The sequence below is a fragment of the Streptomyces sp. R28 genome, assembly GCF_041052385.1.
Lineage (GTDB): Bacteria > Actinomycetota > Actinomycetes > Streptomycetales > Streptomycetaceae > Streptomyces.
Genome location: NZ_CP163439.1, coordinates 1,904,422 through 1,927,667 on the forward strand (window position 1 = coordinate 1,904,422; position 23,246 = coordinate 1,927,667).

Sequence of the window (23,246 nt, forward strand, 5' to 3'; positions counted from 1 at the left end):
CCACTGACAACCGACGCCGGCCCGGGATCAGCCGGTCCCGGATCACGTACACGCGCGTACCCGTGCCCCTCGCACCGCGCCGGCGTCGGCTGCCCCAAGATCTCGAGCGCTCGAAGCCGCAAGCCCGCCCTGTCGGCCATTTCCGATCCGCGATTCGGCCCGAACCGGCCATCGAGGCTTGAGTCCGATCTCCGCCGGTATCAGAACTGGAAACGGGAAACTCCGCCGACAGCCTTGCCCGGACCGCTCGCCCGGCGGACGCTGAATCGCGACGCCGGACGGCCCAGCGCATCCGCTGCGTCGGCATGAGGGGGGATCACATGCTGGAGCAGTCACCTGTGTTCGGCGCCGAACTGCGCCGCCTGCGGTTGGCCGCCGGGCTCACACTGGCGCGGTTCGCTTCCTCGGTGCACTACAGCAAAGGGCAGATCAGCAAGATCGAGACGGGGCAGCAGCGAGCGACTCTCGAATTCGCCCGTCTGTGCGACGTGGTGCTCGACACCGGCGGCACGCTCGAGACCCTCGCCCCCAGGCGTGCCCGCCGCCGTCGTACCGGACAGCTCCCCGTCCCCGACCAGGCAGGAGTCATGCGCGAGACACCGCCCGAACAGCCCGGCGACACTCCTTGGCCGCCGCCTTCCCGCCGGCAGCTCATGGCCGCCGGGGCCATGTCCGTGTTCGGTATCGGAGCCGCCGCACCCCCTCACCCCGACCCCTCCGACCAGCCTCTGCTGGACGCTTACCGCGCCCTCTTCGACCAGTACCGGCGCATCGGCCAGATGTCGTCACCGAGAGCCCTGCTGCCGACGCTGGCCGAACAGACGAGCGCGCTGCGGTCGTTGGCCGCACGGACGGGCGGCCGCAGCGGCCCTCGCCTGCTGAACCTGGCGGCACGCTTCGCGGAGTACACCGGGTGGATGGCGCAGGAGGCGGGCGACGAAGCAGCGGCCGCACGCTGGACCAGCCATGCCGTGGACCTCGCCGGATCGGCGGGCGACGATCAGCTGGCGTCCTACTCCCTGGTCCGTCACGCGCTGATCACTTACTACCAGGGACAGGCCACTGACACCGTCCACCTGGCCGAAGGCGCCCTGAGCGGCGGTCTGCCGCCTCGCATCCGCGCCCTGGCGGCACAACGTGTGGCCCAGGGGCATGCCCTGGGTGGCGACCACGACGCCTGCATGCGCCATCTCGACCGAGCCCGCGACCTCTTCGGCCGGGCCGCCGCCGGGACTTCTGAGCCCGACGCCCCCGTTCTCGGCACGGCCCACCTGAGCGACCCGGTTTCCCTGGTGACGGGCTGGTGCCTGGTGGATCTCGGCCGGCCTCGGCAGGCGGCCGAGATCCTCGACGTCGAATGTGCCCGCATTCCCGCGCACGCCCTGCGCAACCACGCCCGCTACGGCGCCCGGCGCGCCCTCGCCCACGCCCTGTCCGGCGAGATCGATCACGCCTGTGAGCTGACCGGTCACCTGCTGCGGAACACGGCCTGCGTGGGCTCCGAGACCGTCGCGACCGACCTGCGCCGCCTTGCCCGCGTCCTGGCCCGCCACCCGCACCGTCCCGCCTACCAGGCCGTCGCGGCCCCGCTCGCCGCTTCCCTCACCCCGCCGGAGCTCTGACCGGCGCACTCCCGTCCCTCAGGCAGAGAGGCCATTCCGCCATGCCCGAAATCTTCATCAACTACCGCACCGGCGACGGCGAACAGGCCGCGACGACCCTCGACAACGCGCTGCGCACCCGCTTCGGCGACGACCACGTCTACCGGGCCAGCCGCTCGATCGCGCCCGGTGACCTGTTCGACAGCGACCTGATCAGCAATGTGCGCACCAGCTCCGTCCTCCTCGCCCTCATCGGCGACCGCTGGCTGGACAAGCCCACGCTCGGCACCGACGAGGACTGGGTCACCAAGGAGATCCTGGAAGCCTTCCGCCACGACATCCGGGTCGTCCCCGTGCTCATCGGCCGACGCACCGAACGGCCGGCCAAGCGCGACCTGCCCGACAGTCTTCTGTGGCTCACCGACTGCCAGACCCTCCGCTACGACCACCAGACCGACGAACGCGACCTGAAACACATCGGCGACGCACTCGCGGACCTCGTCCCCGCACTCGCCGCCGCCGACCGCACGGCCCACCAGCCGGACGCGCCTGCGGCGACCGGCAACAGCACGGGCGATCTCCACAACTCATGGGTGGTGCACACAGGTCAGGTCACGGGCAGCACCGTCCACATCGGCCCCGACGCATCGCGTCACAGCCACCACACCGTCCACCAGAACGGAACCGGCGCCAACTATGTGGCGGGAGACAATCACGACGGCATCCGCCAGAGCTTCGGCGCCACCCCGCCGGCCGAGGACGGCAAGTGACGGCCGATGCCCCCGGCCCACCGGACGACGAACCGGCAGAACCGGGAACGACGAACATAAGCGGCGACCAGTACAACATCCGCATCGAGCAGGCCGCCTCTCCGACGCCCGCCTCTCCCCGACAGGTGGCCGAACAGCAACTGCGCCGCCTCCAACGGCGGTTCGCCCGTCCCGACGACCTCAACGACGCCTACGACACCCTGGCAGAGCACAACATCGTCTTCCTCGACGGCGCCCCCGGAAACGGCAGGACTTCCGCGGCCCGCGTCCTCCTGCGTGAACTGCCGCGCGGCACGGGGATCTACCACGAGATCGCCACCGTCAAGGAGGGAAGATCACCGGAGATCCTCTCCCCAGGCCTCGTCGGGGAGGAGGACCGCATGCTGCTGGACCTGTCGGCGGAGAACCAAGACCTGTGGAAGCAGTACCACGACAGACTCCTCGGCTTTCACAAGATCCTCGCGGACAAGCGGGCGTACCTGGCCGTCGTGCTCCCGCATCCGTATGCCGACCAGTTGAGTCCGGACTTCACCGGATACCGCAGGCCGGTCAACCGTCCCGACGAGTTGGAAGTGGTGGCCTCCCATCTGCGCGCGCACGGCGTCACCGTCGGCCGTCCCCGGCCGGCTCCACCCGCGCTGCACGAGTATCTGGCCATCCACCCGCCCATGCGTGAGCTGGCACGGCTGGCCGATCTCATCCTGGAGGCGCGCAAGGCGCTGCGTCCGGGCAGCACCTTCATGGACTGGTGCGACCTGGCGATCGCGGCGCAGACCGCCCGGGCCGAGGAGGTCGACTCCTTCGTGCCGGGACTGCGGAAGGGTTCCCAGCGGGCCCTGCTGCTGACCGTCGCCATGCTGCACGGCGCACCCGCCGATGTCGTCCACCGGGCCACGGCACTCCTCCAGAAACTCCTCGACATCCCGCAGGACGACCGCCCGCTCCTCGAACACAAGGGGCTCACCGAGCGCCTGCACAAGGTCGGCGCGACCCGTGACGACGCGGCCTGTGTGCACTTCGAGAAGCTCCGCTACGACCATGCCGTGCGCCGCCACTTCTGGCTGAACATGCCGGACCTTCGCGCCCCGTTGCGGCAGTGGGTGGACCAGGTGCTCGACCTGCCGCAGCTCCCCGACATCGACCACAGGCGGCTCGTCGTCCGATTCGCGGAGCTGTGCCTGGCCACGGACCAGGAGGAGCTGTTCCGTGCCGCCTCGGCCTGGACGGCGAAACGACACAGCAGGGTGACGGCGACGTACGTGCGTGCCGCCGCGGAGTTGCTCAGCTGGGGTGTTCAGAACGAGGACACCAGCCAGGACTTCCGCACGCAGATCTACAAATGGTCGACTCGCCCGATCACGGCCGGACTTCGCCTTGTCCTGATCGCGGTGTGCGCCAGGGTCGTTTCGATCCACTACCCGGAACAGGCCGTCGTCCGACTGCACCACCTGGCCCGCCGAGAACCGCTCCGCGAACCCAGGGCCCGCGGCGTCCTGCTGGAATACGTCGCACAGGACCTACGGCTCCAGCTCTATCTCCTCTACCGTCTGTCTCTCTTCTCCCCCGCCAACCTCAGGCACAAGGAATTCGACGCCCAGCTGTTCCTCGACCTCGTCGCCGTACCGACCTGGCCCGCGCACTCCTTCCTCCGCAACCCCGTGACCCGGGACTGGCTCACGGGGTGCTGGACGGCCGTGTTCCGGCACACCGACAGCGCGATCTGGTCGCCGTGTGTCAAGCAGTGGATCAGGGCCGCGAACAGCTCCGACGACCCGGATCTCGTCCACCACGCCCTGAATGTGCTGGTCGACGCCACCGCCGGCAGTTACCCCGCTCTCCGCCAGGTCTACGCCACGGCCCGTGCCTCCCTCTCCGCCGAACAGGCCGGCCTCCTCCTGTCCAGGATCCACGAGGCGCAGCGCGCAGATTCGGCACCGCGGTCCACGTCTCAGGAGGGTCCACAGTCATGAGCTCCGGTCAGAAGACCGTTTCCGTCTTTCTCATGCTGATCAGCTCGATGCTCGTTCTGATCCTCGGTCTGTACGTGTCCTGGCCGATCTGGGCCTGGCCCGTCGCCGTCGTCCTCCTGGGAGCATCCTGGGCAGGGGCCACGACCGCGGCGTCGCGAGTGAACCGGGGGAAGCTGTTCCCCGACACCGTGACGGCCCCGCCGGTGCCGGAGGTGGAGCGTCGCGAGCTGGCCGTGAAGGACGTCGCCCTGCCGAGTTCGCTGGAAGACTACGACTTCCTCCTGTCCGCGACCATCCGCTGGTGTCCCGAGAAGCCCTACGCCCAGGAGACCGGGATCCACCACGGAGGGCTGGCGGTGGAAGCCGTCCTCGCCCGCGCCCGGAACATCACCGCTGCCTGCGATCCCTTCCGCAGCTCCCTCGCACAACACGAACTGAGCGGTGCGCTGGCCGAGATGTATCCCGACCGCAGCGGGCACATCCGGGCGATGGCCCTGGAGGTCGTACTCCGGCTCTCCGCAGAGGACCAGAACCGGCTGGACCGTCTCGCCGCCATCCGCAAGGACGAGGAGCTGTGGGAGCACGAACGCAAGTGGGAGAAGAGCCGTCGTGCCTATCTGGGCGACGACGTCCTGCGTGACACGGGACGTGCCGTGGTCTGGTGGCTGGCCAAGAACGACGACCAGGTGGAGAAGACCGTCGAGGACATCGGGCTGCTCGCGCAGCTCACCTCGGCCGCCAACAACGAGCAGGTCGCCGAGCCCTTCCGGCATCTCGTCCCGGACGCCTTCCCTGAGACTCCCGCGGCGCAGACACCACGCGGTCCGGCCGAACTGTTCACCGACTTCATGCAAGGGCTGGGCTTCAAACCCGGCGCCGACGACTGCATGATGGTCGCCGATCAGGTGGCTGTCGCCATCAAGGAAAAGGACGCGGAGGCGGCCGAGGAGATCCGCAAAAGGTTCGCCCCACCCGACGAGAGCGAAGCCGAAGGCCAGGGCCGGGACGGGGATGAAGACGCGGGCGCAGACGATCCGGACGCCCCTGCGACGGACCGCGGGCCTGTCACCGAGGAGTAGGCCCACACCCGGGAAACACGCCCGGGAAACACGAACGAGGCCCGGTTCCCGCAGGAACCGGGCCTCGCACAAGCCTGGGATCAGGCCTTACAGCCCTACAGCCTTCTTCAGCGCCTCCACCCGGTCCGTCCGCTCCCACGTGAACTCCGGCAGCTCACGGCCGAAGTGGCCGTAGGCCGCGGTCTGGGCGTAGATCGGGCGCAGCAGGTCCAGGTCACGGATGATCGCGGCCGGGCGCAGGTCGAAGACCTCGTCGATAGCCTTCTCGATCTTCTCGGTTTCGATCTTGGCCGTGCCGAAGGTCTCGATGAACAGACCGACGGGCTCGGCCTTGCCGATCGCGTACGCCACCTGGACCTCGCAGCGCGCGGCAAGGCCCGCGGCGACGACGTTCTTGGCGACCCAGCGCATCGCGTACGCGGCCGAACGGTCCACCTTGGACGGGTCCTTGCCCGAGAAGGCACCGCCACCGTGGCGGGCCATGCCGCCGTACGTGTCGATGATGATCTTCCGGCCGGTCAGGCCCGCGTCACCCATCGGACCGCCGATCTCGAAGCGGCCGGTGGGGTTGACCAGGAGGCGGTAGTTCTCGGTGTCCAGCTTGATGCCGTCGTCGAGGAGAGCCTTGAGCTCCGGCTCGACCACGAACTCCCGGATGTCGGGGGCGAGGAGCGAGTCCAGGTCGATGTCGCTCGCGTGCTGCGAGGAGACCACGACCGTGTCCAGGCGGACCGCCTTGTCGCCGTCGTACTCGATGGTGACCTGCGTCTTGCCGTCGGGGCGCAGGTAGGGGATCGTGCCGTTCTTGCGGACCTCGGAGAGGCGCTTGGACAGGCGGTGCGCCAGGAAGATCGGCAGCGGCATCAGCGTCGGCGTCTCGTCCGTCGCGTAGCCGAACATCAGGCCCTGGTCACCGGCGCCCTGGCGGTCCAGTTCGTCTTCGTCCCCCTCGACCCGGGACTCGTACGCCGTGTCCACGCCCTGGGCGATGTCCGGCGACTGTGCGCCGATCGAGACGGAGACACCGCAGGAGGCGCCGTCGAAACCCTTCTTCGAGGAGTCGTAGCCGATCTCGAGGATCTTGTTGCGGACCAGCGTCGCGATGTCCGCGTACGTCTTGGTCGTGACCTCTCCGGCCACGTGCACCAGACCGGTCGTGATCAGGGTCTCGACGGCGACCCGAGAGGTCGGGTCTTCACGCAGAAGCGCGTCGAGAATGGTGTCGCTGATCTGGTCAGCGATCTTGTCGGGATGACCCTCGGTCACGGACTCCGAGGTGAACAGGCGACGGGACACAACGCTCCCTGTGGTTGCAGCGGCTGCTGGCTGATCATTGGCGGACGGGACGGGGGCTGCGCCCGGCGTCGTCCGAGAACAGTTTATCTGTCGCGCTCGGCCGCGGACCCCCTGTCTCGCCTCTCGGGAGCCCTGTGACCTGCGGCACGGGCATTCTGCCCAATGCCACATGCCCTTGGCCAGGGGCGCCACACCCGAATCGAGCACGGCTCGGCCGAAGCACGCAGGGCATCAAACAATCACCCCAGTCGTCGCGCCACCAGGTCCCACACAGTTTCGGCCAGGTCTTCCTTGGGGCCGTGCGGTACGGGGGTCTCGCTGCCGTCGGCGCCCAGAACGACCGCCTCGTTCTCCTCCGAGCCGAAGGTCTTGCGCTCGCCCACCTCGTTCACCACCAGCAGGTCACACCCCTTGCGCTCCAGCTTCTTGCGGCCGTTGGCCATGACGTCGTCCGTCTCGGCGGCGAAGCCGACGATGACCTGACCGGGGCGGGCGCGGTCGGTCGAGATCTCCGCGAGGATGTCCGGATTCCGCACCAGAACGATGGGTTCCGGATCCTGGCCGTCCTTCTTCTTGATCTTTCCGGCGGCGTACGTCTGCGGGCGGAAGTCCGCGACGGCGGCCGCCATCACCACCGCGTCGGCGTCCGCGACCGCCCTGAGGACGGCTTCCCGCAGCTGTACGGCCGTGCCGACCTGCACGACGTCCACGCCCGCCGGGTCGGGCAACCCGGTGTTCGCCGCGAGCAGCGTGACGCGGGCGCCCCGGGCGGCGGCGGTGCGGGCCAGGGCGTAGCCCTGCTTGCCGGAGGAGCGGTTGCCGAGGAAGCGGACCGGGTCGAGGGGCTCGCGGGTGCCGCCGGCGCTCACGACGACGTGCCGGCCCTTGAGGTCCGACTCGGTGGCGCCCCGGGCCAGGACCCGGCGACAGACCTCGAAGATCTCCGCGGGGTCGGGCAGTCGGCCCTTGCCCGTGTCGACGCCGGTGAGCCGGCCGACGGCGGGCTCGATGACGATCGCGCCGCGGCGGCGCAGCGTCGCCACGTTCTCCTGCGTGGCCGGGTGCTCCCACATCTCCGTGTGCATCGCGGGCGCGAAGACGACCGGGCAGCGGGCGGTGAGCAGGGTGTTGGTCAGCAGGTCGTCGGCGAGGCCGTGCGCGGCCTTGGCGAGCGTGTCGGCCGTGGCCGGGGCGACGACCACCAGGTCGGCCTGCTGGCCGATGCGGACGTGCGGAACCTCGTGGACGTCGTCCCAGACCTCCGTCGAGACGCGATGGCCGGACAGGGCGGACCAGGTGGCGGCGCCGACGAAGTGCAGCGCGGAGGCGGTGGGCACGACCCGGACGTCATGCCCGGACTCGGTGAGCCTGCGCAGCAGCTCACAGGCCTTGTACGCGGCGATGCCGCCGCTGACCCCCAGAACGACCTTGGGCTTGTCCACCGGGCCTCCCACTCGTTGAACCGACGACTCCATGCTGCATCACAGCGGGGGACGCCCCACGCGCCCCCGAGCAGACCACAGGCCCGACAGTCACGCTGCCGGGCCTGTGGAAAAGCCAGCTCAAAGCTGAAAATACTACTTACTGCGCCGGGCCCTCGACGGCCTCGGACGTCAGCAGACCCGCGTTGATCTCGCGCAGGGCGATCGAGAGCGGCTTCTCGTGGACGTGGGTGTCGACGAGCGGACCGACGTACTCGAGGAGGCCCTCGCCGAGCTGCGAGTAGTACGCATTGATCTGGCGGGCCCGCTTGGCCGCGTAGATCACGAGGCTGTACTTCGAGTCGGTGGCCTCGAGGAGCTCGTCGATCGGCGGGTTGATGATGCCCTCGGGCGCGGAGATGGAAGAGGACACGCTCTACCTTCCGATGGATGGGAAAGATTCAGTATGAATGATCAAGCTTGAGCGAAACGGCCAAGCTTCAACGATCAATCACGATCACACAACGTCCATCAAGGCTAGCAGCTCGCGCGCCACGTCCTCGACGGAGGTGTTGACCAAGGTCACATCGAACTCCGGCTCGGCCGCCAGCTCGACCTTCGCCGCGTCCAGGCGGCGCTCGATCACCTCGGGCGGCTCGGTGCCACGTCCGGTGAGTCTGCGCACGAGCTCCTCCCAGGAGGGAGGAGCCAGGAACACCAACTGGGCCTCGGCCATGGACTCGCGGACCTGCCGGGCGCCCTGGAGGTCGATCTCCAGGAGCACCGGCTCACCCGCCTCCAGCCGCTCCAGCACAGCCGCACGCGGCGTGCCGTAGCGGTTGCCGGCGAACTCGGCCCACTCCAGCAGCTCGCCGTTGGCGATCAGCTTGTCCATCTCGTCGTCCGTGACGAAGAAGTAGTGGACTCCGTGCCGCTCGCCAGGACGGGGCTTGCGGGTCGTCGCCGACACCGAGAGCCAGACCTCGGGGTGTTCCTTGCGCATATGGGCGACGACCGTGCTCTTGCCGACCCCGGAGGGGCCGGAGAGCACGGTCAGTCGCGGACGTTCACTCATGCAGCGATTATTCCAGCAATCCCGGAGTGCCCGGGACTCCCGGTCCGGAGTAAGCCGGACTCAGGAGCCGGTGCTGCCGAACTCACGCTCCAGGGAAGCGATCTGGTTCGAACCGAGGCCACGCACGCGGCGGCTCTCGGAGATGCCGAGTCGCTCCATGATCTGCTTGGCGCGGACCTTGCCCACGCCCGGCAGGGACTCGAGCAGTGCGGAGACCTTCATCTTGCCGATGACGTCGTTCTCCTGGCCCTGCTTGATGACCTCATGAAGAGAGGCGCCGGAGTGCTTGAGTCGATTCTTGACCTCGGCCCGCTCCCGGCGAGCCGCGGCGGCCTTTTCGAGCGCGGCTGCGCGCTGTTCAGGGGTAAGGGGCGGAAGAGCCACGCCTACGTCACCTCGGATGTTGAACTGTCGGATACGGACCGGTGAGGAACCTAGTCGCCCCACACCTGGGGAGCTACGAGCAACACGCTGCCCGTTCTCCCCCACTGCCTGAAGGGCGTGGGAGGTGCCCCCACTCGTCGGAGACTAGCGGCCAAGTCCGCCAGAGTCAGCGAGAACAGCGGAAAAGTCCTGGTCAGCCTCCGTCAGGCCGGACATTTAGGACATAATGCCCCGGATTTGAGGATGTATTCAGACTCAAGTCGTTCCCGAGCCACTCATCGGAGGACTCGCGCGAGCGGCTCGAGCACCTCTGACGACGGTCAGCCGACCGACACAGCGGCCCGGATCTCGTCAGCGAAGCGTGACGCCTCGTCACGCAGCGCGACGACGTCGGGCCCGTGCCGCAGCACACCCCGGCTGACGTTCGGGACGACGTTGCGCACCGCCGCGCCGAAGACCCGGGGAAGATCGGCCGGGGTGGCTCCCTGTGCCCCGATGCCGGGCGCGAGGAGCGGACCGTTGATGTCGAGGTCGTAGGTCGACAGGTCGCCGAGCGTGGCTCCGACGACGGCCCCGAAGGAACCCAGAGGCTCCTCCCCCGAGTTCTCGACAGCCAGGTGCCCCAGCATCGTCGCGCCGACGGTACGGCCGTCCGCGCGGATCGCGTGCTGGACCTCGCCGCCCTCCGGGTTCGAGGTCAGCGCGAGCACGAACAGGCCAGTGCCGCTCTCGCGCGCCAGCGCGCTCGCCGGCGACAGCGACCCGTAGCCGAGGTACGGCGAGACCGTCAGCGCGTCCGAGAACAGCGGGGAGTCCTTCCGCAGGAAGGACTCGGCGTACGCGGCCATGGTCGAGCCGATGTCGCCGCGCTTGGCGTCCATGACGACCAGCGCACCGGCCGCCCGCGCCTCCTCGACCGACTTCTCCAGCACCGCGACGCCGCGGGACCCGAAGCGCTCGAAGAACGCGCTCTGCGGCTTGAGCACGGCGACCCGGTCGGCCATCGCCTCGACGACCGTGCGGCTGAACCGCTCCAGGCCCGTCACGTCGTCGTTCAGGCCCCACTCGGCGAGCAGGGACGCGTGCGGGTCGATGCCGACGCACAGCGGGCCACGCTCGTCCATCGCGCGGCGGAGGCGCGCACCGAAGGGTTCTCCAGAGGAATTCTGCGGCCCGGAAGGCCTCGTTGAGGGGTGGCGGTCGGGCGACGGGTGGGCGGTCATGCTGCTTCCTCGGTCTTCCTGACGTCGGCGCCGACCGCGTCGGCGAGGGTGGCGTACGGGCTGGTGCGCAGGCGTGCGGCCAGCCCCTTGTGGATGGCGCGACCCCAGAAGGGCCCCTCGTAGATGAAGGCGCTGTATCCCTGGACCAGCGTGGCGCCCGCCAGGATCCGCTGCCAGGCGTCCTCGGCGTTCTCGATACCGCCGACGCCCACGAGGGTGATCCGGTCGCCCACACGCGCGTACAGGCGCCGCAGCACCTCCAGGGAGCGTGCTTTCAGGGGCGCGCCGGAGAGACCGCCGGTCTCCTTCACCAGAGAGGATTCGGATTCCAGACCGAGCCCCTCGCGCGCGATGGTGGTGTTCGTGGCGATGATCCCGTCCAGACCCAGCTCGACGGCCAGGTCGGCGACCGCGTCGACGTCCTCGTCGGCGAGGTCGGGCGCGATCTTCACCAGGAGCGGGACGCGGCGGTTGGCGACCGTACGGTCGGCGGCCTCGCGCACGGCGGTCAGCAGCGGGCGCAGCGCCTCGGTGGCCTGCAGATTGCGCAGGCCGGGCGTGTTCGGCGAGGAGACATTGACCACCAGGTAGTCGGCGTACGCCGCCAGCCGCTCCGTCGACTTCACGTAGTCGCCGACGGCTTCCGCCTCCGGGACGACCTTGGTCTTGCCGATGTTGACGCCCACGACGGTCTGGAAGACGGGCCTACGGGAGGCCAGACGGGCCGCTACGGCCAGTGAACCCTCGTTGTTGAAGCCCATGCGGTTGATCAGCGCCCGGTCCTTCACGAGCCGGAACAGCCGCTGCTTGGGGTTGCCCGGCTGCGCCTCCCCCGTCACCGTGCCGATCTCGACGTGGTCGAAGCCCAGCATCGACATCCCGTCCACGGCGACGGCGTTCTTGTCGAAGCCGGCGGCGAGCCCGAAGGGGCCGTGCATGCGCAGCCCGAAGGCCTCGGTGCGCAGTTCCTCGTACCGGGGCGCGAGAGCGGCGGCGACGAACGTACGCAGCACAGGGATCCTGACGGCGAGTCGGATCCAGCGGAAGGCCAGGTAATGGGCCTGCTCGGGGTCCATCCGTTTGAAAACCAGACGGAAGAAAAGCTTGTACATCTCAGGAGTCCTCAGGGTCCACATGAAGACGGGGTCCTCATGCTGTGCTTTCTGGGGGACACCCCCAGACCCTCTGAGGGGGACACCGTTTCCGGTGTCCCCCTCAGAGCTGCTAGTCGCGGGCCGCGGTCAGGTGTTCCGCGTGTTCCTGGAGCGAACGGACGCCCACATCACCGTGGTTGAGGGCGTCGATGCCCTGGACGGCGGCGGCGAGTGCCTGAACCGTCGTCAGGCAGGGCACCGAGCGCGCCACGGCCGCCGTACGGATGTCGTAGCCGTCGAGGCGGCCGCCGGTGCCGTACGGGGTGTTGACGATGAGGTCGACCTCGCCGTCGTGGATGAGCTGGACGATGGTCTTCTCACCGTTCGGGCCGGTGCCCTCGGACTGCTTGCGCACGACCGTGGCGTTGATGCCGTTGCGCCTGAGGACCTCGGCCGTGCCGGACGTGGCGAGCAACTCGAAGCCGTGGGCGACCAGTTCACGCGCCGGGAAGATCATCGAGCGCTTGTCGCGGTTGGCGACCGAGATGAAGGCGCGGCCCTTGGTCGGCAGCGGACCGTAGGCACCCGCCTGCGACTTGGCGTACGCCGTGCCGAAGACGGAGTCGATGCCCATGACCTCGCCGGTGGAGCGCATCTCCGGGCCGAGGACCGTGTCGACGCCGCGCCCGTGGATGTCGCGGAAGCGCGACCACGGCATGACGGCCTCCTTGACGGAGATCGGCGCGTCGAGCGGGAGCTCGCCGCCGTCACCGCGCGCCGGAAGCAGTCCCTCGGCGCGCAGTTCGGCGATGGTCGCGCCCAGCGAGATCCGGGCAGCGGCCTTCGCCAGCGGCACCGCGGTCGCCTTGGAGGTGAAGGGGACCGTGCGGGACGCGCGCGGGTTGGCCTCCAGGACGTACAGGATGTCGCCGGCCATCGCGAACTGGATGTTGATCAGGCCGCGGACCCCGACGCCCTTGGCGATGGCCTCGGTCGAGGCGCGCAGGCGCTTGATGTCGAAGCCGCCCAGCGTGATCGGCGGCAGTGCGCACGCCGAGTCGCCGGAGTGGATGCCGGCCTCCTCGATGTGCTCCATGACGCCGCCGAGGTACAGCTCCTCGCCGTCGTAGAGCGCGTCGACGTCGATCTCGATCGCGTCGTCGAGGAAGCGGTCCACGAGGACCGGACGGGAGGGGCTGATCTCGGTCGACTCGGCGATGTAGGACGACAGCCGGGTCTCGTCGTACACGATCTCCATGCCGCGCCCGCCGAGGACGTACGACGGCCGCACCAGGACCGGGTAGCCGATCTCGTCGGCGATGGCCTTGGCCTCGGCGAAGGTGGTGGCGGTGCCGTGCTTGGGGGCCGGGAGACCGGCCTCCGCGAGGACGCGTCCGAACGCGCCCCGGTCCTCGGCGGCGTGGATGGCCTCCGGAGACGTACCGACGATCGGCACGCCGTTGTCCTTCAGCGCCTGCGAGAGGCCCAGCGGGGTCTGGCCACCGAGCTGCACGACCACACCCGCGACCGGTCCTGCCTGCTGCTCCGCGTGGACGATCTCCAGCACGTCTTCCAGCGTCAGCGGCTCGAAGTACAGGCGGTCGGAGGTGTCGTAGTCCGTGGAGACGGTCTCCGGGTTGCAGTTGACCATCACGGTCTCGTACCCGGCGTCACTCAGCGCGAAGGAGGCATGGACGCAGGAGTAGTCGAACTCGATGCCCTGGCCGATGCGGTTGGGACCGGAGCCCAGGATGATGACGGCCGGCTTCTCACGCGGGGCGACCTCCGTCTCCTCGTCGTACGAGGAGTAGAAGTACGGCGTCTTGGCGGCGAACTCGGCGGCGCAGGTGTCGACCGTCTTGTAGACCGGGCGGATCCCCAGCGCGTGCCGCACCTCGCGCACGACGTCCTCGCGCAGGCCGCGGATCTCGCCGATCTGCTGGTCGGAGAAACCGTGCCGCTTGGCGTCTCCGAGCAGCTCGGGGGTGAGCTCCTGCGCCTCGGCGAGCTCGTCGGCGATCTCCTTGATGAGGAAGAGCTGGTCGACGAACCAGGGGTCGATCTTCGTGTACTCGAAGACCTCCTCCTGCGTGGCGCCCGCGCGGATGGCCTGCATGACCGCGTTGATACGGCCGTCGGTGGGCCGTACGGCCTCGCGGGGCAGCTCGGTCTTGTCGCCGGGCTCGCCGACGAACGTGAACTGGCTGCCCTTCTTCTCCAGCGAGCGAAGCGCCTTCTGGAAGGCCTCGGTGAAGTTGCGGCCGATGGCCATGGCCTCGCCGACCGACTTCATGGTGGTCGTGAGGGTGGAATCGGCGCTCGGGAACTTCTCGAAGGCGAAGCGCGGTGCCTTCACGACCACGTAGTCGAGCGTCGGCTCGAAGGAGGCCGGCGTCTCCCGCGTGATGTCGTTCGGGATCTCGTCCAGCGTGTAGCCGACGGCCAGCTTGGCGGCGATCTTGGCGATCGGGAAGCCGGTCGCCTTGGACGCGAGCGCCGAGGAACGCGACACGCGCGGGTTCATCTCGATGACGATCACACGACCGTCCTCGGGGTTCACCGCGAACTGGATGTTGCACCCACCGGTGTCGACGCCGACCTCGCGGATCACGGCGATACCGATGTCGCGCAGGACCTGGTACTCGCGGTCGGTGAGCGTCATCGCGGGCGCGACGGTGATCGAGTCACCGGTGTGCACGCCCATCGGGTCGAAGTTCTCGATGGAGCAGACGACCACGACGTTGTCGTGCTTGTCGCGCATCAGCTCCAGCTCGTACTCCTTCCAGCCGAGGATGGACTCCTCCAGGAGCACCTCGGTGGTGGGAGACAGGGTCAGGCCCTGGCCGGCGATGCGCCGCAGCTCCTCCTCGTCGTGTGCGAAGCCGGAGCCGGCGCCGCCCATGGTGAAGGAGGGGCGGACGACGACCGGGTAGCCGCCGAGCGTCTCGACGCCCTGGAGGACGTCCTCCATGGAGTGGCAGATGACCGAGCGGGCGGACTCGCCGTGCCCGATCTTGCCGCGGACGGCCTCGACGACGTCCTTGAAGAGGTCGCGGTCCTCGCCCTTGTTGATGGCCTCGACGTTGGCGCCGATCAGCTCGACGCCGTACTTCTCGAGGGTGCCCGCCTCGTGCAGCGAGATCGCCGTGTTGAGGGCCGTCTGACCGCCGAGGGTCGGCAGGAGCGCGTCCGGGCGCTCCTTGGCGATGATCTTCTCGACGAACTCCGGGGTGATCGGCTCGACGTAGGTGGCGTCGGCGATCTCCGGGTCGGTCATGATCGTCGCCGGGTTGGAGTTGACGAGGATGACGCGCAGCCCCTCGGCGCGCAGGATGCGGCACGCCTGGGTGCCGGAGTAGTCGAACTCGGCGGCCTGGCCGATGACGATCGGGCCGGAGCCGATGACCAGGACGGACTGGATATCGGTGCGCTTAGGCACGCTGGCCCTCCATCAGGGATACGAAGCGGTCGAACAGGTAGGCGGCGTCGTGCGGGCCCGCTGCCGCTTCGGGGTGGTACTGGACGCTGAAGGCCGGGCGGTCGAGGAGCTGGAGTCCCTCGACCACCTGGTCGTTCAGGCAGACGTGGGAGACCTCGGCGCGGCCGTAGGGGGTGTCGGAGACCTTGTCGAGCGGGGCGTTCACGGCGAAGCCGTGGTTGTGTGCGGTGACCTCGACCTTGCCGGTCGTGCGGTCCTGCACCGGCTGGTTGATGCCGCGGTGGCCGTACTTCAGCTTGTAGGTGCCGAAGCCGAGCGCACGGCCCAGGATCTGGTTGCCGAAGCAGATACCGAAGAGCGGGGTGCCGCGCTCCAGGACCGCCTGCATGACGGAGACCGGGTGGTCGGCGGTGGCCGGGTCGCCCGGGCCGTTGGAGAAGAACACACCGTCGGGGTTCACGGCGTACACGTCCTCGGCGGTCGCCGTGGCCGGCAGCACGTGCACCTCGATGCCGCGCTCGGCCATCCGGTGCGGGGTCATGCCCTTGATGCCGAGGTCGACGGCGGCGACAGTGAACTTCTTCTCGCCGATCGCGGGGACGACGTACGTCTCCTTGGTGGCCACCTCGGCGGAGAGGTCGGCGCCCTTCATCTCGGGGGCCTGGCGCACCTCGGCGAGCATGGTGCCCTCGTCGGGCAGCGCGTTGCCGGAGAAGATGCCGACGCGCATGGCGCCGCGCTCACGCAGGTGGCGGGTCAGCGCGCGCGTGTCGATGCCGGAGATCCCGACGACGCCCTGGTGGCGCAGCTCGTCGTCCAGCGAGCGCCGGGAGCGCCAGTTGGACGGCACGCGCGCGGGGTCGCGCACGACGTACCCGGCGACCCAGATCTGCTTGGACTCCGGGTCCTCGTCGTTGACGCCGGTGTTGCCGACGTGCGGGGCGGTCATCACGACGACCTGGCGGTGGTACGACGGGTCGGTGAGGGTCTCCTGGTAGCCGGTCATGCCGGTGGAGAACACGGCCTCGCCGAAGGTCACCCCCACGGCCCCGTAGGCGCGGCCGCGGAAGATCCGGCCGTCCTCCAGGACGAGTACGGCGGGAGCCGCCTTGTGCCTCGGCGAGGCGGTCCCCTGGATGGAGGTCGTCATCGTTCGGCGCCTTCCGTGCTGTTGGTGTTGATCATGGAGTTAATGAGGTCGACCCACTCGTTGTGCTCGGCCGCGTGGTCCGAACGGAACCCGGAGTCGATCAGCCGATCGCCGTGCGCCCACGTCACGACCAGCAGACCGCCCTCGGTCAGGACCTTGCCGGCGATGCCCTTGTCGAGCCGGGCCTCACGCAGCTGTGCAGCCGGGACGAAGAAGTCGGGCGCCCCGGGGCGTACGACGTCCAGGCCCGCGTCCGTCAGCGTGAGCTCGACCCGGCTGCGGGTGCCCAGGCCGTGCGCCACGATGCGGTCCAGCCACTGACCGGCGGTGGTCGAGCCGTGGTAGCGGCCGCTCATGCTCAGTCTGGCCGGGCCGGGGTCGTCCGGCGCGCTGGGCAGCTCGGGCAGGTCGCCCTGGAGCGTGCCGCGCCACTTCCAGCCCTCGCGCATCAGCCAGTAGACGAGCGCGACGAAGAGGACGAGTCCGACGACCCAGCCGATGCGGGCGGCCCAGTCGGTCACTTCGGCCGACTTCTGTTCGGCCGCGAGCCCGGTTCCGGCTGCGAGCAGTGTTGCAGGTGTCACGTGAGCTTCCCGTCGACGAGCGTGGCCTTGCCCCGGAGCCACGTGTGCGTGACACGGCCCGGCAGCTCACGCCCCTGGTACGGAGTGTTGCGGCTGCGCGAGGCGAAGCCCGCGGGGTCCACGGACCCACGGTATTCCGTGTCGACGAGCGTGAGGTTGGCGGGCTCACCAGCCGAGACGGGACGGCCGTGGCCCTTCGCCTGCCCGATCTCGGCGGGCTTGAAGGACATGCGCTCGGCGACCCCGGCCCAGGTGAGGAGCCCGGTGTCCACCATGGTCTCCTGCACCACCGACAGCGCGGTCTCCAGGCCGACCATGCCCATGGCGGCCGCGGCCCACTCGCAGTCCTTGTCCTCGTGCGGGTGCGGGGCGTGGTCGGTGGCGACGATGTCGATCGTGCCGTCGGCGAGCGCCTCGCGCAGGGCGAGCACGTCGCGCTCGGTGCGCAGCGGCGGGTTCACCTTGTAGACCGGGTTGTACGTACGCACCAGCTCGTCCGTCAGCAGCAGGTGGTGCGGGGTCACCTCGGCGGTGACGTCGATGCCCCGGGACTTCGCCCAGCGCACGATCTCCACCGACCCGGCGGTCGACAGGTGGCAGATGTGGACGCGCGAGCCGACGTGTTCGGCGAGCAGGACATCCCGGGCGATGATCGATTCTTCGGCCACCGCGGGCCAGCCGCCGAGACCCAGCTCGGCCGAGACGACACCCTCGTTCATCTGCGCGCCCTCGGTCAGCCGCGGCTCCTGCGCGTGCTGGGCGACGACACCGCCGAAGGCCTTCACGTACTCCAGCGCCCGGCGCATGATCACGGCGTCGTCGACGCACTTGCCGTCGTCGGAGAAGACGGTGACACCGGCGGCCGACTCGTGCATGGCCCCCAGCTCGGCGAGCTTCTTGCCCTCCAGGCCGACGGTGACGGCGCCGATGGGCTGCACATCGCAGTAACCGTGCTCCTGGCCGAGCCGGTAGACCTGCTCGACCACACCGGCGGTGTCGGCGACGGGGAAGGTGTTGGCCATGGCGAACACGGCCGTGTAGCCACCGCTCGCCGCCGCGCGCGTGCCGGTCAGCACGGTCTCGGAGTCCTCGCGGCCGGGCTCACGCAGGTGGGTGTGCAGGTCGACGAGGCCCGGCAACAGCATCTTGCCCGCCGCCTCGACGACCTGGGCGCCCTCGTCGGACAGCCCGGTGCCGACGGCCTCGATCAGCGAACCGTCGATCAGAACGTCCTGTGCGTCGCCGCCGAGCACCTTCGCACCACGGATCAGGATCTTGCTCATCTGTCTTACTTCTCCTCGGTGGTACGGGCGTGGGTGAGGGCGGGTTCGTTGCCCCCGAGCAGCAGATACAGAACGGCCATCCGGATGGACACTCCGTTTGCGACCTGCTCGATGGCGGTGCAGCGCTCCGAGTCGGCGACCTCGGCGGTGATCTCCATGCCGCGGACCATCGGGCCGGGGTGCATCACGATGGCGTGCTCGGGCATCTTGGCCATGCGGTCGCCGTCGAGGCCGTAGCGCCGCGAGTACTCGCGCTCGGTCGGGAAGAACGCGGCGTTCATGCGCTCGCGCTGCACGCGCAGCATCATCACCGCGTCGGACTTGGGCAGCGTGCTGTCGAGGTCGTACGACACCTCGCAGGGCCAGGCCCCGACGCCGACCGGCACCAGGGTCGGCGGGGCGACGAGGGTGACCTCCGCGCCGAGGGTGTGCAGCAGGTCGACGTTGGAGCGGGCGACGCGGCTGTGCAGGACGTCGCCGACGAGCGTGATGCGCTTGCCCGCGAGGTCCTGGCCGAGCCCGGCGTCCCGGCCGACCAGGCGGCGGCGCATGGTGAAGGCGTCCAACAGGGCCTGGGTGGGGTGCTGGTGGGTGCCGTCGCCGGCGTTGATGACGGCCGCGTCGATCCAGCCGGAGTTGGCGAGGCGGTACGGCGCTCCGGAGGCGCCGTGCCGGATGACGACGGCGTCGACGCCCATGGCCTCCAGGGTCTGGGCGGTGTCCTTCAGGGACTCGCCCTTGGAGACGCTCGACCCCTTGGCCGAGAAGTTGATGACGTCCGCCGACAGCCGCTTCTCGGCGGCCTCGAAGGAGATACGCGTGCGCGTGGAGTCCTCGAAGAAGAGGTTGACGACGGTGCGGCCGCGCAGGGTCGGCAGCTTCTTGATCGGCCGGTCGGCGACCCGGGCCATCTCCTCGGCGGTGTCGAGGATCAGGACGGCGTCGTCGCGGGTGAGGTCGGCGGCCGAGATGAGATGACGCTGCATCTGTCAGGCTCCGTAAGGCAGTTAATTCAGGAGAATTCGGGGCAGACGGGTGCGCGCGTGGGCGCGCTGAGCGGGCGTACGACAAGGGCGTACGCCGTGGGCGCTACTGGGAGGTCTGCTTCGCACCGAGCAGCACGGTGTCGCGACCGTCCTCCTCGGCGAGCTGGACCTTGACCGTCTCCCGCAGCGACGTGGGGAGGTTCTTGCCGACGTAGTCGGCGCGGATGGGCAGTTCGCGGTGGCCGCGGTCGACGAGGACCGCGAGCTGGACCGCGCGCGGACGGCCGATGTCGTTCAGGGCGTCGAGGGCGGCGCGGATGGTGCGGCCGGAGAAGAGGACGTCGTCGACGAGGACGACGAGGCGGCCGTCGATGCCGTCACCGGGGATCTCGGTGCGGGCCAGCGCACGCGGCGGATGCATGCGCAGGTCGTCGCGGTACATGGTGATGTCGAGCGAGCCGACCGGGATCTTGCGCTCGGTGATCTGCTCGAGCTTGACGGCGAGCCGCTGGGCGAGGAAGACGCCGCGGGTCGGAATGCCGAGGAGCACCACGTCGTCGGCGCCCTTGGCGCGCTCGACGATCTCGTGGGCGATGCGGGTCAAGACCCGCGCAATGTCAGGGCCTTCGAGGACGGGCCGTGCATCGGACGCTTGCGCGTCCTGCTGCTTGTCCATACGAAAAGGACCTCCTTCTCCGTCTCACGGGACGGACCTTAAAGGACGTCTGGTTTGCGCCATCCACCGTAGCAGGCCGGGGAGGCACCTCCGTTCACCCGCTTGGCCCAATCGGCCACCGATAGCACGGAAGCGTCGGTGTGGACCATTCGGCTTGACGCGCCAGAGTAACGCTGCGTAACCTCACAGTGAGTTACCAACTGCGCGGCATGGAACCCAAGCCAGTCGCGTCGACACAGTGTCCGGGGAGCTATATGTCCAGCGAATACGCCAAACAGCTCGGGGCCAAGCTCCGGGCCATCCGCACCCAGCAGGGCCTTTCCCTCCACGGTGTCGAGGAAAAGTCCCAGGGACGCTGGAAGGCCGTCGTGGTCGGTTCGTACGAGCGCGGCGACCGCGCCGTGACCGTGCAGCGCCTCGCGGAGCTGGCGGATTTCTACGGCGTTCCGGTGCAGGAGCTGCTGCCGGGCACCACCCCGGGCGGCGCCGCCGAGCCGCCGCCGAAGCTGGTCCTGGACCTGGAGCGGCTGGCCCACGTGCCGGCCGAGAAGGCGGGCCCCCTGCAGCGCTATGCGGCGACCATCCAGTCGCAGCGCGGCGACTACAACGGCAAGGTGCTCTCGATCCGCCAGGACGACCTGCGCACCCTTGCCGTCATTTACGACCAGTCCCCCTCGGTTCTCACCGAGCAGCTGATCAGCTGGGGCGTGCTGGACGCGGACGCGCGTCGCGCGGTCTCCCACGCCGAGGAGAGCTGAGCCCTCCACGCGTTGGGCCCCTTCAGCAGAAACGTGCCGCCGGGGTGGCCGGAACTTTACGGTTCCGGCCACCCCAGCGGCGTTCTGCGGGCCTTGTGGGGCGTAGTCGTACAAGCATGCCGGAGGGCCCGCAGCGTCACCGCTGCGGGCCCTCCGGCGTTTTCCCTGCTTACGCCTCGTCCCGGCGCAGCGAGGGCTTCAGGTCCTTGAGCCGGCCGAGCAGCCCGTTGACGAACGAGGGCGACTCGTCCGTGGAGAACTCCTTGGCCAGCTGAACCATCTCGTCGAGCACGACCGCGTCCGGCGTCTCGTCGACCCAGATCAGCTCGTAGGCACCGAGGCGCAGGATGTTGCGGTCCACGACCGGCATCCGGTCGAGCGTCCAGCCGACCGAGTACTGCGCGATCAGCTCGTCGATGCGCTTCGCATGCTGCGCGTAGCCCTCGATCAGCTGCATCGTGTACTCGCTCACCGGCGGCTGCCGGGTGTCGGCCCGGGAGAGCCGGATCCAGTCCGCGAGGACCGTCAGGACGTCGGCCCCGCGCTGGTCGCCCTCGAAGAGGATCTGGAAGGCGCGCTTGCGGGCCGTGTTGCGGGCAGCCACGGTTAGCTGTTCACCCGGCCGAGGTAGTCGCTGGTGCGGGTGTCGACCTTGATCTTCTCACCGGTGGTGATGAAGAGCGGGACGTTGATCTGGTGACCGGTCTCCAGGGTGGCGGGCTTGGTGCCGCCGGTGGAGCGGTCGCCCTGGACACCCGGCTCGGTCTCCTGGATGACGAGCTCGACGGCGGCCGGCAGCTCGACGAAGAGCACCTCGCCCTCGTGCTGCGCGACGGTGGCGGTGAAGCCCTCGATCAGGAAGTTGGCGGCGTCGCCGACGGCCTTGCGGTCGACCATGAGCTGGTCGTAGGTCTCCATGTCCATGAAGACGAAGTACTCGCCGTCCATGTACGAGAACTGCATGTCGCGCTTGTCGACGGTGGCCGTCTCGACCTTCACGCCGGCGTTGAAGGTCTTGTCGACGACCTTCCCGGAGAGCACGTTCTTGAGCTTGGTGCGCACGAAGGCCGGGCCCTTGCCGGGCTTGACGTGCTGGAACTCGACGACGGACCAGAGCTGGCCGCCTTCGAGCTTGAGCACCATGCCGTTCTTGAGGTCGTTCGTGGAAGCCACGGTTGCGGAATCTCCTGGACTGACGTGGACGACCCCGGCGCACGCACCTTCCTAGAGGGCGAGCAGCTCCTTGGTCGTGATGGTGAGTAGCTCGGGTCCGCCGTCCGCCTCAGGGCGGACGACGAGCGTGTCATCGATCCGGACGCCGCCCCGGCCCGGGAGGTGGACCCCCGGTTCGACGGTGACCGGCACGCAAGCGTCCAGTTTACCCATGGCCGCGGGACCCAACTGCGGGTCCTCGTCGATTTCGAGTCCCACGCCGTGTCCCGTCAGGGCCGGAAGCCCCTGGACGTACCCCGCCGAGTCCAGCACCTGACGTGCGGCGCGGTCAACATCGCGGTACGCGGCGCCGGGTGCCAGCGCCTCCCGTCCGGCACGCTGAGCGGCGAAAACGAGGTCGTAGAGCTCGATCTGCCAGTCGGCGGGGGACGTACCGATGACGAAGGTACGGCCGATCTCGCACCGGTAGCCGCGGTACGTGGCGCCCAGGCAGACGGACAGGAAGTCGCCCTCCTCGACGCGGCGATCGGTGGGCCGATGGGCACGTCGGCCGGCGTTCGGGCCGGTGGCGACGGAGGTCGGGAAGGCGGGGCCGTCCGCGCCGTGATCGACCAGGCGCCGTTCGAGCTCCAGGGCGAGGTGGCGTTCGGTGCGGCCGACGAGGATGGATTCGAGCAGCTCCCCGAGTGCCTGGTCGGCGATCTCGGCCCCGATCCTCAGGCACGAGATCTCCTCCTCGTCCTTGACCACCCGGAGCTGCTCCACGGCTCCGCCGAGGTCGGCGAGGCGCAGCCGCGGGACGACCGAGCGGATGGCCCTGTGGCGGGCCACCGTGAGGTGGTGTTCCTCCACGGCGAGGGAGACCCCGCCCTGCGCTGCCGCGAGGTCGGCCGCGGCGACGGCGGGGTCGCCTCCGGCGCCGGGGAGGCTGTGGATCCGCAGCGCCTCGTCGGGACGGCCCTCGGTGGGGCGGTCGTCGGGCGGTTCGGCGCACACGAGCAGGTCTTCGGTCTTGCCGAGGAGCAGCACGGAGCCCTGGGGGGCGGCGCCCGCGAGGTAGCGGACGTTGGCGGGGCGGGAGATCAGCGCGGTGGCGCTGCCGCTGGCCTGGCAGCGGTCCCTCAGCCGGGATCGGCGGGTGGCGTACACCTCTGACATGACCCGAGCGTAAGAGCTCCGCCGGGTTGGCGCCGGTTGAGGGCGTCTGAGTGGGCGGTGCCGGATTGTGCGGGTTGGAGGGCAGGCCGGGGACGGGGGTGCGGCTTGAGGTTGTGTGCCGACCAA

General features: G+C 69.3%; 21 protein-coding genes. 5 read left to right on the forward strand and 16 right to left on the reverse strand.

Going from position 1 to position 23,246, the window contains the following annotated elements:
• Positions 1 to 320: 320 nt before the first annotated feature.
• The 4 genes from AB5J49_RS08525 to AB5J49_RS08540 are packed head-to-tail and all read left to right on the forward strand — an operon-like array spanning position 321 to position 5,420.
• The gene (locus AB5J49_RS08525) at positions 321 to 1,622 is read left to right on the forward strand and encodes a helix-turn-helix domain-containing protein (RefSeq protein ID WP_369167916.1); all 1,302 of its coding nucleotides are present in this window, start codon (positions 321 to 323) and stop codon (positions 1,620 to 1,622) included.
• A 41-nt stretch (positions 1,623 to 1,663) separates the two neighbouring features.
• A complete protein-coding gene (locus AB5J49_RS08530; protein ID WP_369167917.1) occupies positions 1,664 to 2,371 on the forward strand; it encodes a toll/interleukin-1 receptor domain-containing protein in 708 nt (235 codons plus the stop codon).
• Entirely contained in the window at positions 2,368 to 4,341 is a 1,974-nt protein-coding gene (locus AB5J49_RS08535; RefSeq protein ID WP_369167918.1) for a hypothetical protein, read from the forward strand. Before AB5J49_RS08530 ends, AB5J49_RS08535 begins: the two co-directional genes overlap by 4 nt.
• On the forward strand, positions 4,338 to 5,420 hold the full coding sequence (locus AB5J49_RS08540) for a hypothetical protein (protein ID WP_369167919.1): 1,083 nt from the start codon (positions 4,338 to 4,340) through the stop codon (positions 5,418 to 5,420). The genes AB5J49_RS08535 and AB5J49_RS08540 overlap by 4 nt, the downstream gene beginning before the upstream one ends.
• 87 nt (positions 5,421 to 5,507) lie before the next feature.
• On the opposite strand, the gene metK is transcribed toward AB5J49_RS08540, so the two are convergent.
• From metK to pyrR, 13 genes are all read right to left on the reverse strand, one after another.
• The gene (gene metK / locus AB5J49_RS08545) at positions 5,508 to 6,716 is read right to left on the reverse strand and encodes a methionine adenosyltransferase (protein ID WP_369167920.1); all 1,209 of its coding nucleotides are present in this window, start codon (positions 6,714 to 6,716) and stop codon (positions 5,508 to 5,510) included.
• A 239-nt stretch (positions 6,717 to 6,955) separates the two neighbouring features.
• Positions 6,956 to 8,158, reverse strand: a complete 1,203-nt coding sequence (gene coaBC / locus AB5J49_RS08550) for a bifunctional phosphopantothenoylcysteine decarboxylase/phosphopantothenate--cysteine ligase CoaBC (RefSeq protein WP_369167922.1) — start codon at positions 8,156 to 8,158, stop codon at positions 6,956 to 6,958.
• A 139-nt stretch (positions 8,159 to 8,297) separates the two neighbouring features.
• A complete protein-coding gene (gene rpoZ / locus AB5J49_RS08555) occupies positions 8,298 to 8,570 on the reverse strand; it encodes a DNA-directed RNA polymerase subunit omega (protein WP_003988945.1) in 273 nt (90 codons plus the stop codon).
• An 84-nt stretch (positions 8,571 to 8,654) separates the two neighbouring features.
• On the reverse strand, positions 8,655 to 9,212 hold the full coding sequence (gene gmk / locus AB5J49_RS08560; RefSeq protein ID WP_062722557.1) for a guanylate kinase: 558 nt from the start codon (positions 9,210 to 9,212) through the stop codon (positions 8,655 to 8,657).
• A 60-nt stretch (positions 9,213 to 9,272) separates the two neighbouring features.
• Complete coding sequence (locus AB5J49_RS08565) at positions 9,273 to 9,596, reverse strand: integration host factor (protein WP_003977346.1); 324 nt, start codon at positions 9,594 to 9,596, stop codon at positions 9,273 to 9,275.
• A 320-nt stretch (positions 9,597 to 9,916) separates the two neighbouring features.
• Positions 9,917 to 10,819, reverse strand: a complete 903-nt coding sequence (pyrF, locus tag AB5J49_RS08570) for an orotidine-5'-phosphate decarboxylase (protein ID WP_369167924.1) — start codon at positions 10,817 to 10,819, stop codon at positions 9,917 to 9,919.
• A complete protein-coding gene (locus tag AB5J49_RS08575) occupies positions 10,816 to 11,931 on the reverse strand; it encodes a quinone-dependent dihydroorotate dehydrogenase (RefSeq protein ID WP_369167925.1) in 1,116 nt (371 codons plus the stop codon). The genes pyrF and AB5J49_RS08575 overlap by 4 nt, the downstream gene beginning before the upstream one ends.
• 112 nt (positions 11,932 to 12,043) lie before the next feature.
• On the reverse strand, positions 12,044 to 15,352 hold the full coding sequence (carB, locus tag AB5J49_RS08580; RefSeq protein WP_369167926.1) for a carbamoyl-phosphate synthase large subunit: 3,309 nt from the start codon (positions 15,350 to 15,352) through the stop codon (positions 12,044 to 12,046).
• Positions 15,345 to 16,502 carry a glutamine-hydrolyzing carbamoyl-phosphate synthase small subunit gene (gene carA, locus AB5J49_RS08585; RefSeq protein ID WP_369167927.1) on the reverse strand — a complete coding sequence of 386 codons (1,158 nt, stop codon included), beginning with the start codon at positions 16,500 to 16,502 and terminating at the stop codon, positions 15,345 to 15,347. The genes carB and carA overlap by 8 nt, the downstream gene beginning before the upstream one ends.
• On the reverse strand, positions 16,499 to 17,086 hold the full coding sequence (locus AB5J49_RS08590) for a hypothetical protein (protein ID WP_369167929.1): 588 nt from the start codon (positions 17,084 to 17,086) through the stop codon (positions 16,499 to 16,501). Before AB5J49_RS08590 ends, carA begins: the two co-directional genes overlap by 4 nt.
• Positions 17,083 to 18,369: a dihydroorotase gene (locus tag AB5J49_RS08595; protein ID WP_369167930.1), complete on the reverse strand. Its 1,287-nt coding sequence runs from the start codon at positions 18,367 to 18,369 to the stop codon at positions 17,083 to 17,085. The genes AB5J49_RS08590 and AB5J49_RS08595 overlap by 4 nt, the downstream gene beginning before the upstream one ends.
• A gap of 5 nt (positions 18,370 to 18,374) precedes the next feature.
• Positions 18,375 to 19,355 carry an aspartate carbamoyltransferase catalytic subunit gene (locus AB5J49_RS08600; protein WP_369167932.1) on the reverse strand — a complete coding sequence of 327 codons (981 nt, stop codon included), beginning with the start codon at positions 19,353 to 19,355 and terminating at the stop codon, positions 18,375 to 18,377.
• 103 nt (positions 19,356 to 19,458) lie between these two features.
• Positions 19,459 to 20,031, reverse strand: a complete 573-nt coding sequence (gene pyrR / locus AB5J49_RS08605; RefSeq protein WP_369167933.1) for a bifunctional pyr operon transcriptional regulator/uracil phosphoribosyltransferase PyrR — start codon at positions 20,029 to 20,031, stop codon at positions 19,459 to 19,461.
• A gap of 254 nt (positions 20,032 to 20,285) precedes the next feature.
• Between pyrR and bldD the strand changes: the two genes are divergently transcribed.
• Positions 20,286 to 20,789, forward strand: a complete 504-nt coding sequence (gene bldD, locus AB5J49_RS08610; RefSeq protein ID WP_004002691.1) for a transcriptional regulator BldD — start codon at positions 20,286 to 20,288, stop codon at positions 20,787 to 20,789.
• 169 nt (positions 20,790 to 20,958) lie between these two features.
• Here bldD and nusB read toward each other — a convergent pair whose 3' ends face one another.
• Genes nusB through AB5J49_RS08625 form a run of 3 tightly spaced genes read right to left on the reverse strand, consistent with a single transcriptional unit; the run spans position 20,959 to position 23,120 of the window.
• Entirely contained in the window at positions 20,959 to 21,393 is a 435-nt protein-coding gene (nusB, locus tag AB5J49_RS08615) for a transcription antitermination factor NusB (protein WP_274237573.1), read from the reverse strand.
• A gap of 2 nt (positions 21,394 to 21,395) precedes the next feature.
• The gene (gene efp / locus AB5J49_RS08620; RefSeq protein WP_062722568.1) at positions 21,396 to 21,962 is read right to left on the reverse strand and encodes an elongation factor P; all 567 of its coding nucleotides are present in this window, start codon (positions 21,960 to 21,962) and stop codon (positions 21,396 to 21,398) included.
• Positions 21,963 to 22,013: 51 nt separating this feature from the next.
• Positions 22,014 to 23,120, reverse strand: coding sequence for an aminopeptidase P family protein (locus tag AB5J49_RS08625; RefSeq protein ID WP_369167935.1), 1,107 nt, complete (start codon positions 23,118 to 23,120; stop codon positions 22,014 to 22,016).
• Positions 23,121 to 23,246 lie beyond the last annotated feature (126 nt).

Excerpts from the sequence above, each read along its gene's own strand:
- AB5J49_RS08575 (WP_369167925.1), bottom strand. The coding sequence starts at position 11,931 with ATGTACAAGCTTTTCTTCCGTCTGGTTTTCAAACGGATGGACCCCGAG.
- bldD (WP_004002691.1), top strand. The coding sequence starts at position 20,286 with ATGTCCAGCGAATACGCCAAACAGCTCGGGGCCAAGCTCCGGGCCATC.
- pyrR (WP_369167933.1), bottom strand. The coding sequence starts at position 20,031 with ATGGACAAGCAGCAGGACGCGCAAGCGTCCGATGCACGGCCCGTCCTC.
- pyrF (WP_369167924.1), bottom strand. The coding sequence starts at position 10,819 with ATGACCGCCCACCCGTCGCCCGACCGCCACCCCTCAACGAGGCCTTCC.
- AB5J49_RS08600 (WP_369167932.1), bottom strand. The coding sequence starts at position 19,355 with ATGCAGCGTCATCTCATCTCGGCCGCCGACCTCACCCGCGACGACGCC.
- AB5J49_RS08540 (WP_369167919.1), top strand. The coding sequence starts at position 4,338 with ATGAGCTCCGGTCAGAAGACCGTTTCCGTCTTTCTCATGCTGATCAGC.
- AB5J49_RS08530 (WP_369167917.1), top strand. The coding sequence starts at position 1,664 with ATGCCCGAAATCTTCATCAACTACCGCACCGGCGACGGCGAACAGGCC.
- gmk (WP_062722557.1), bottom strand. The coding sequence starts at position 9,212 with ATGAGTGAACGTCCGCGACTGACCGTGCTCTCCGGCCCCTCCGGGGTC.
- carA (WP_369167927.1), bottom strand. The coding sequence starts at position 16,502 with ATGACGACCTCCATCCAGGGGACCGCCTCGCCGAGGCACAAGGCGGCT.
- AB5J49_RS08625 (WP_369167935.1), bottom strand. The coding sequence starts at position 23,120 with ATGTCAGAGGTGTACGCCACCCGCCGATCCCGGCTGAGGGACCGCTGC.
- AB5J49_RS08595 (WP_369167930.1), bottom strand. The coding sequence starts at position 18,369 with ATGAGCAAGATCCTGATCCGTGGTGCGAAGGTGCTCGGCGGCGACGCA.
- AB5J49_RS08525 (WP_369167916.1), top strand. The coding sequence starts at position 321 with ATGCTGGAGCAGTCACCTGTGTTCGGCGCCGAACTGCGCCGCCTGCGG.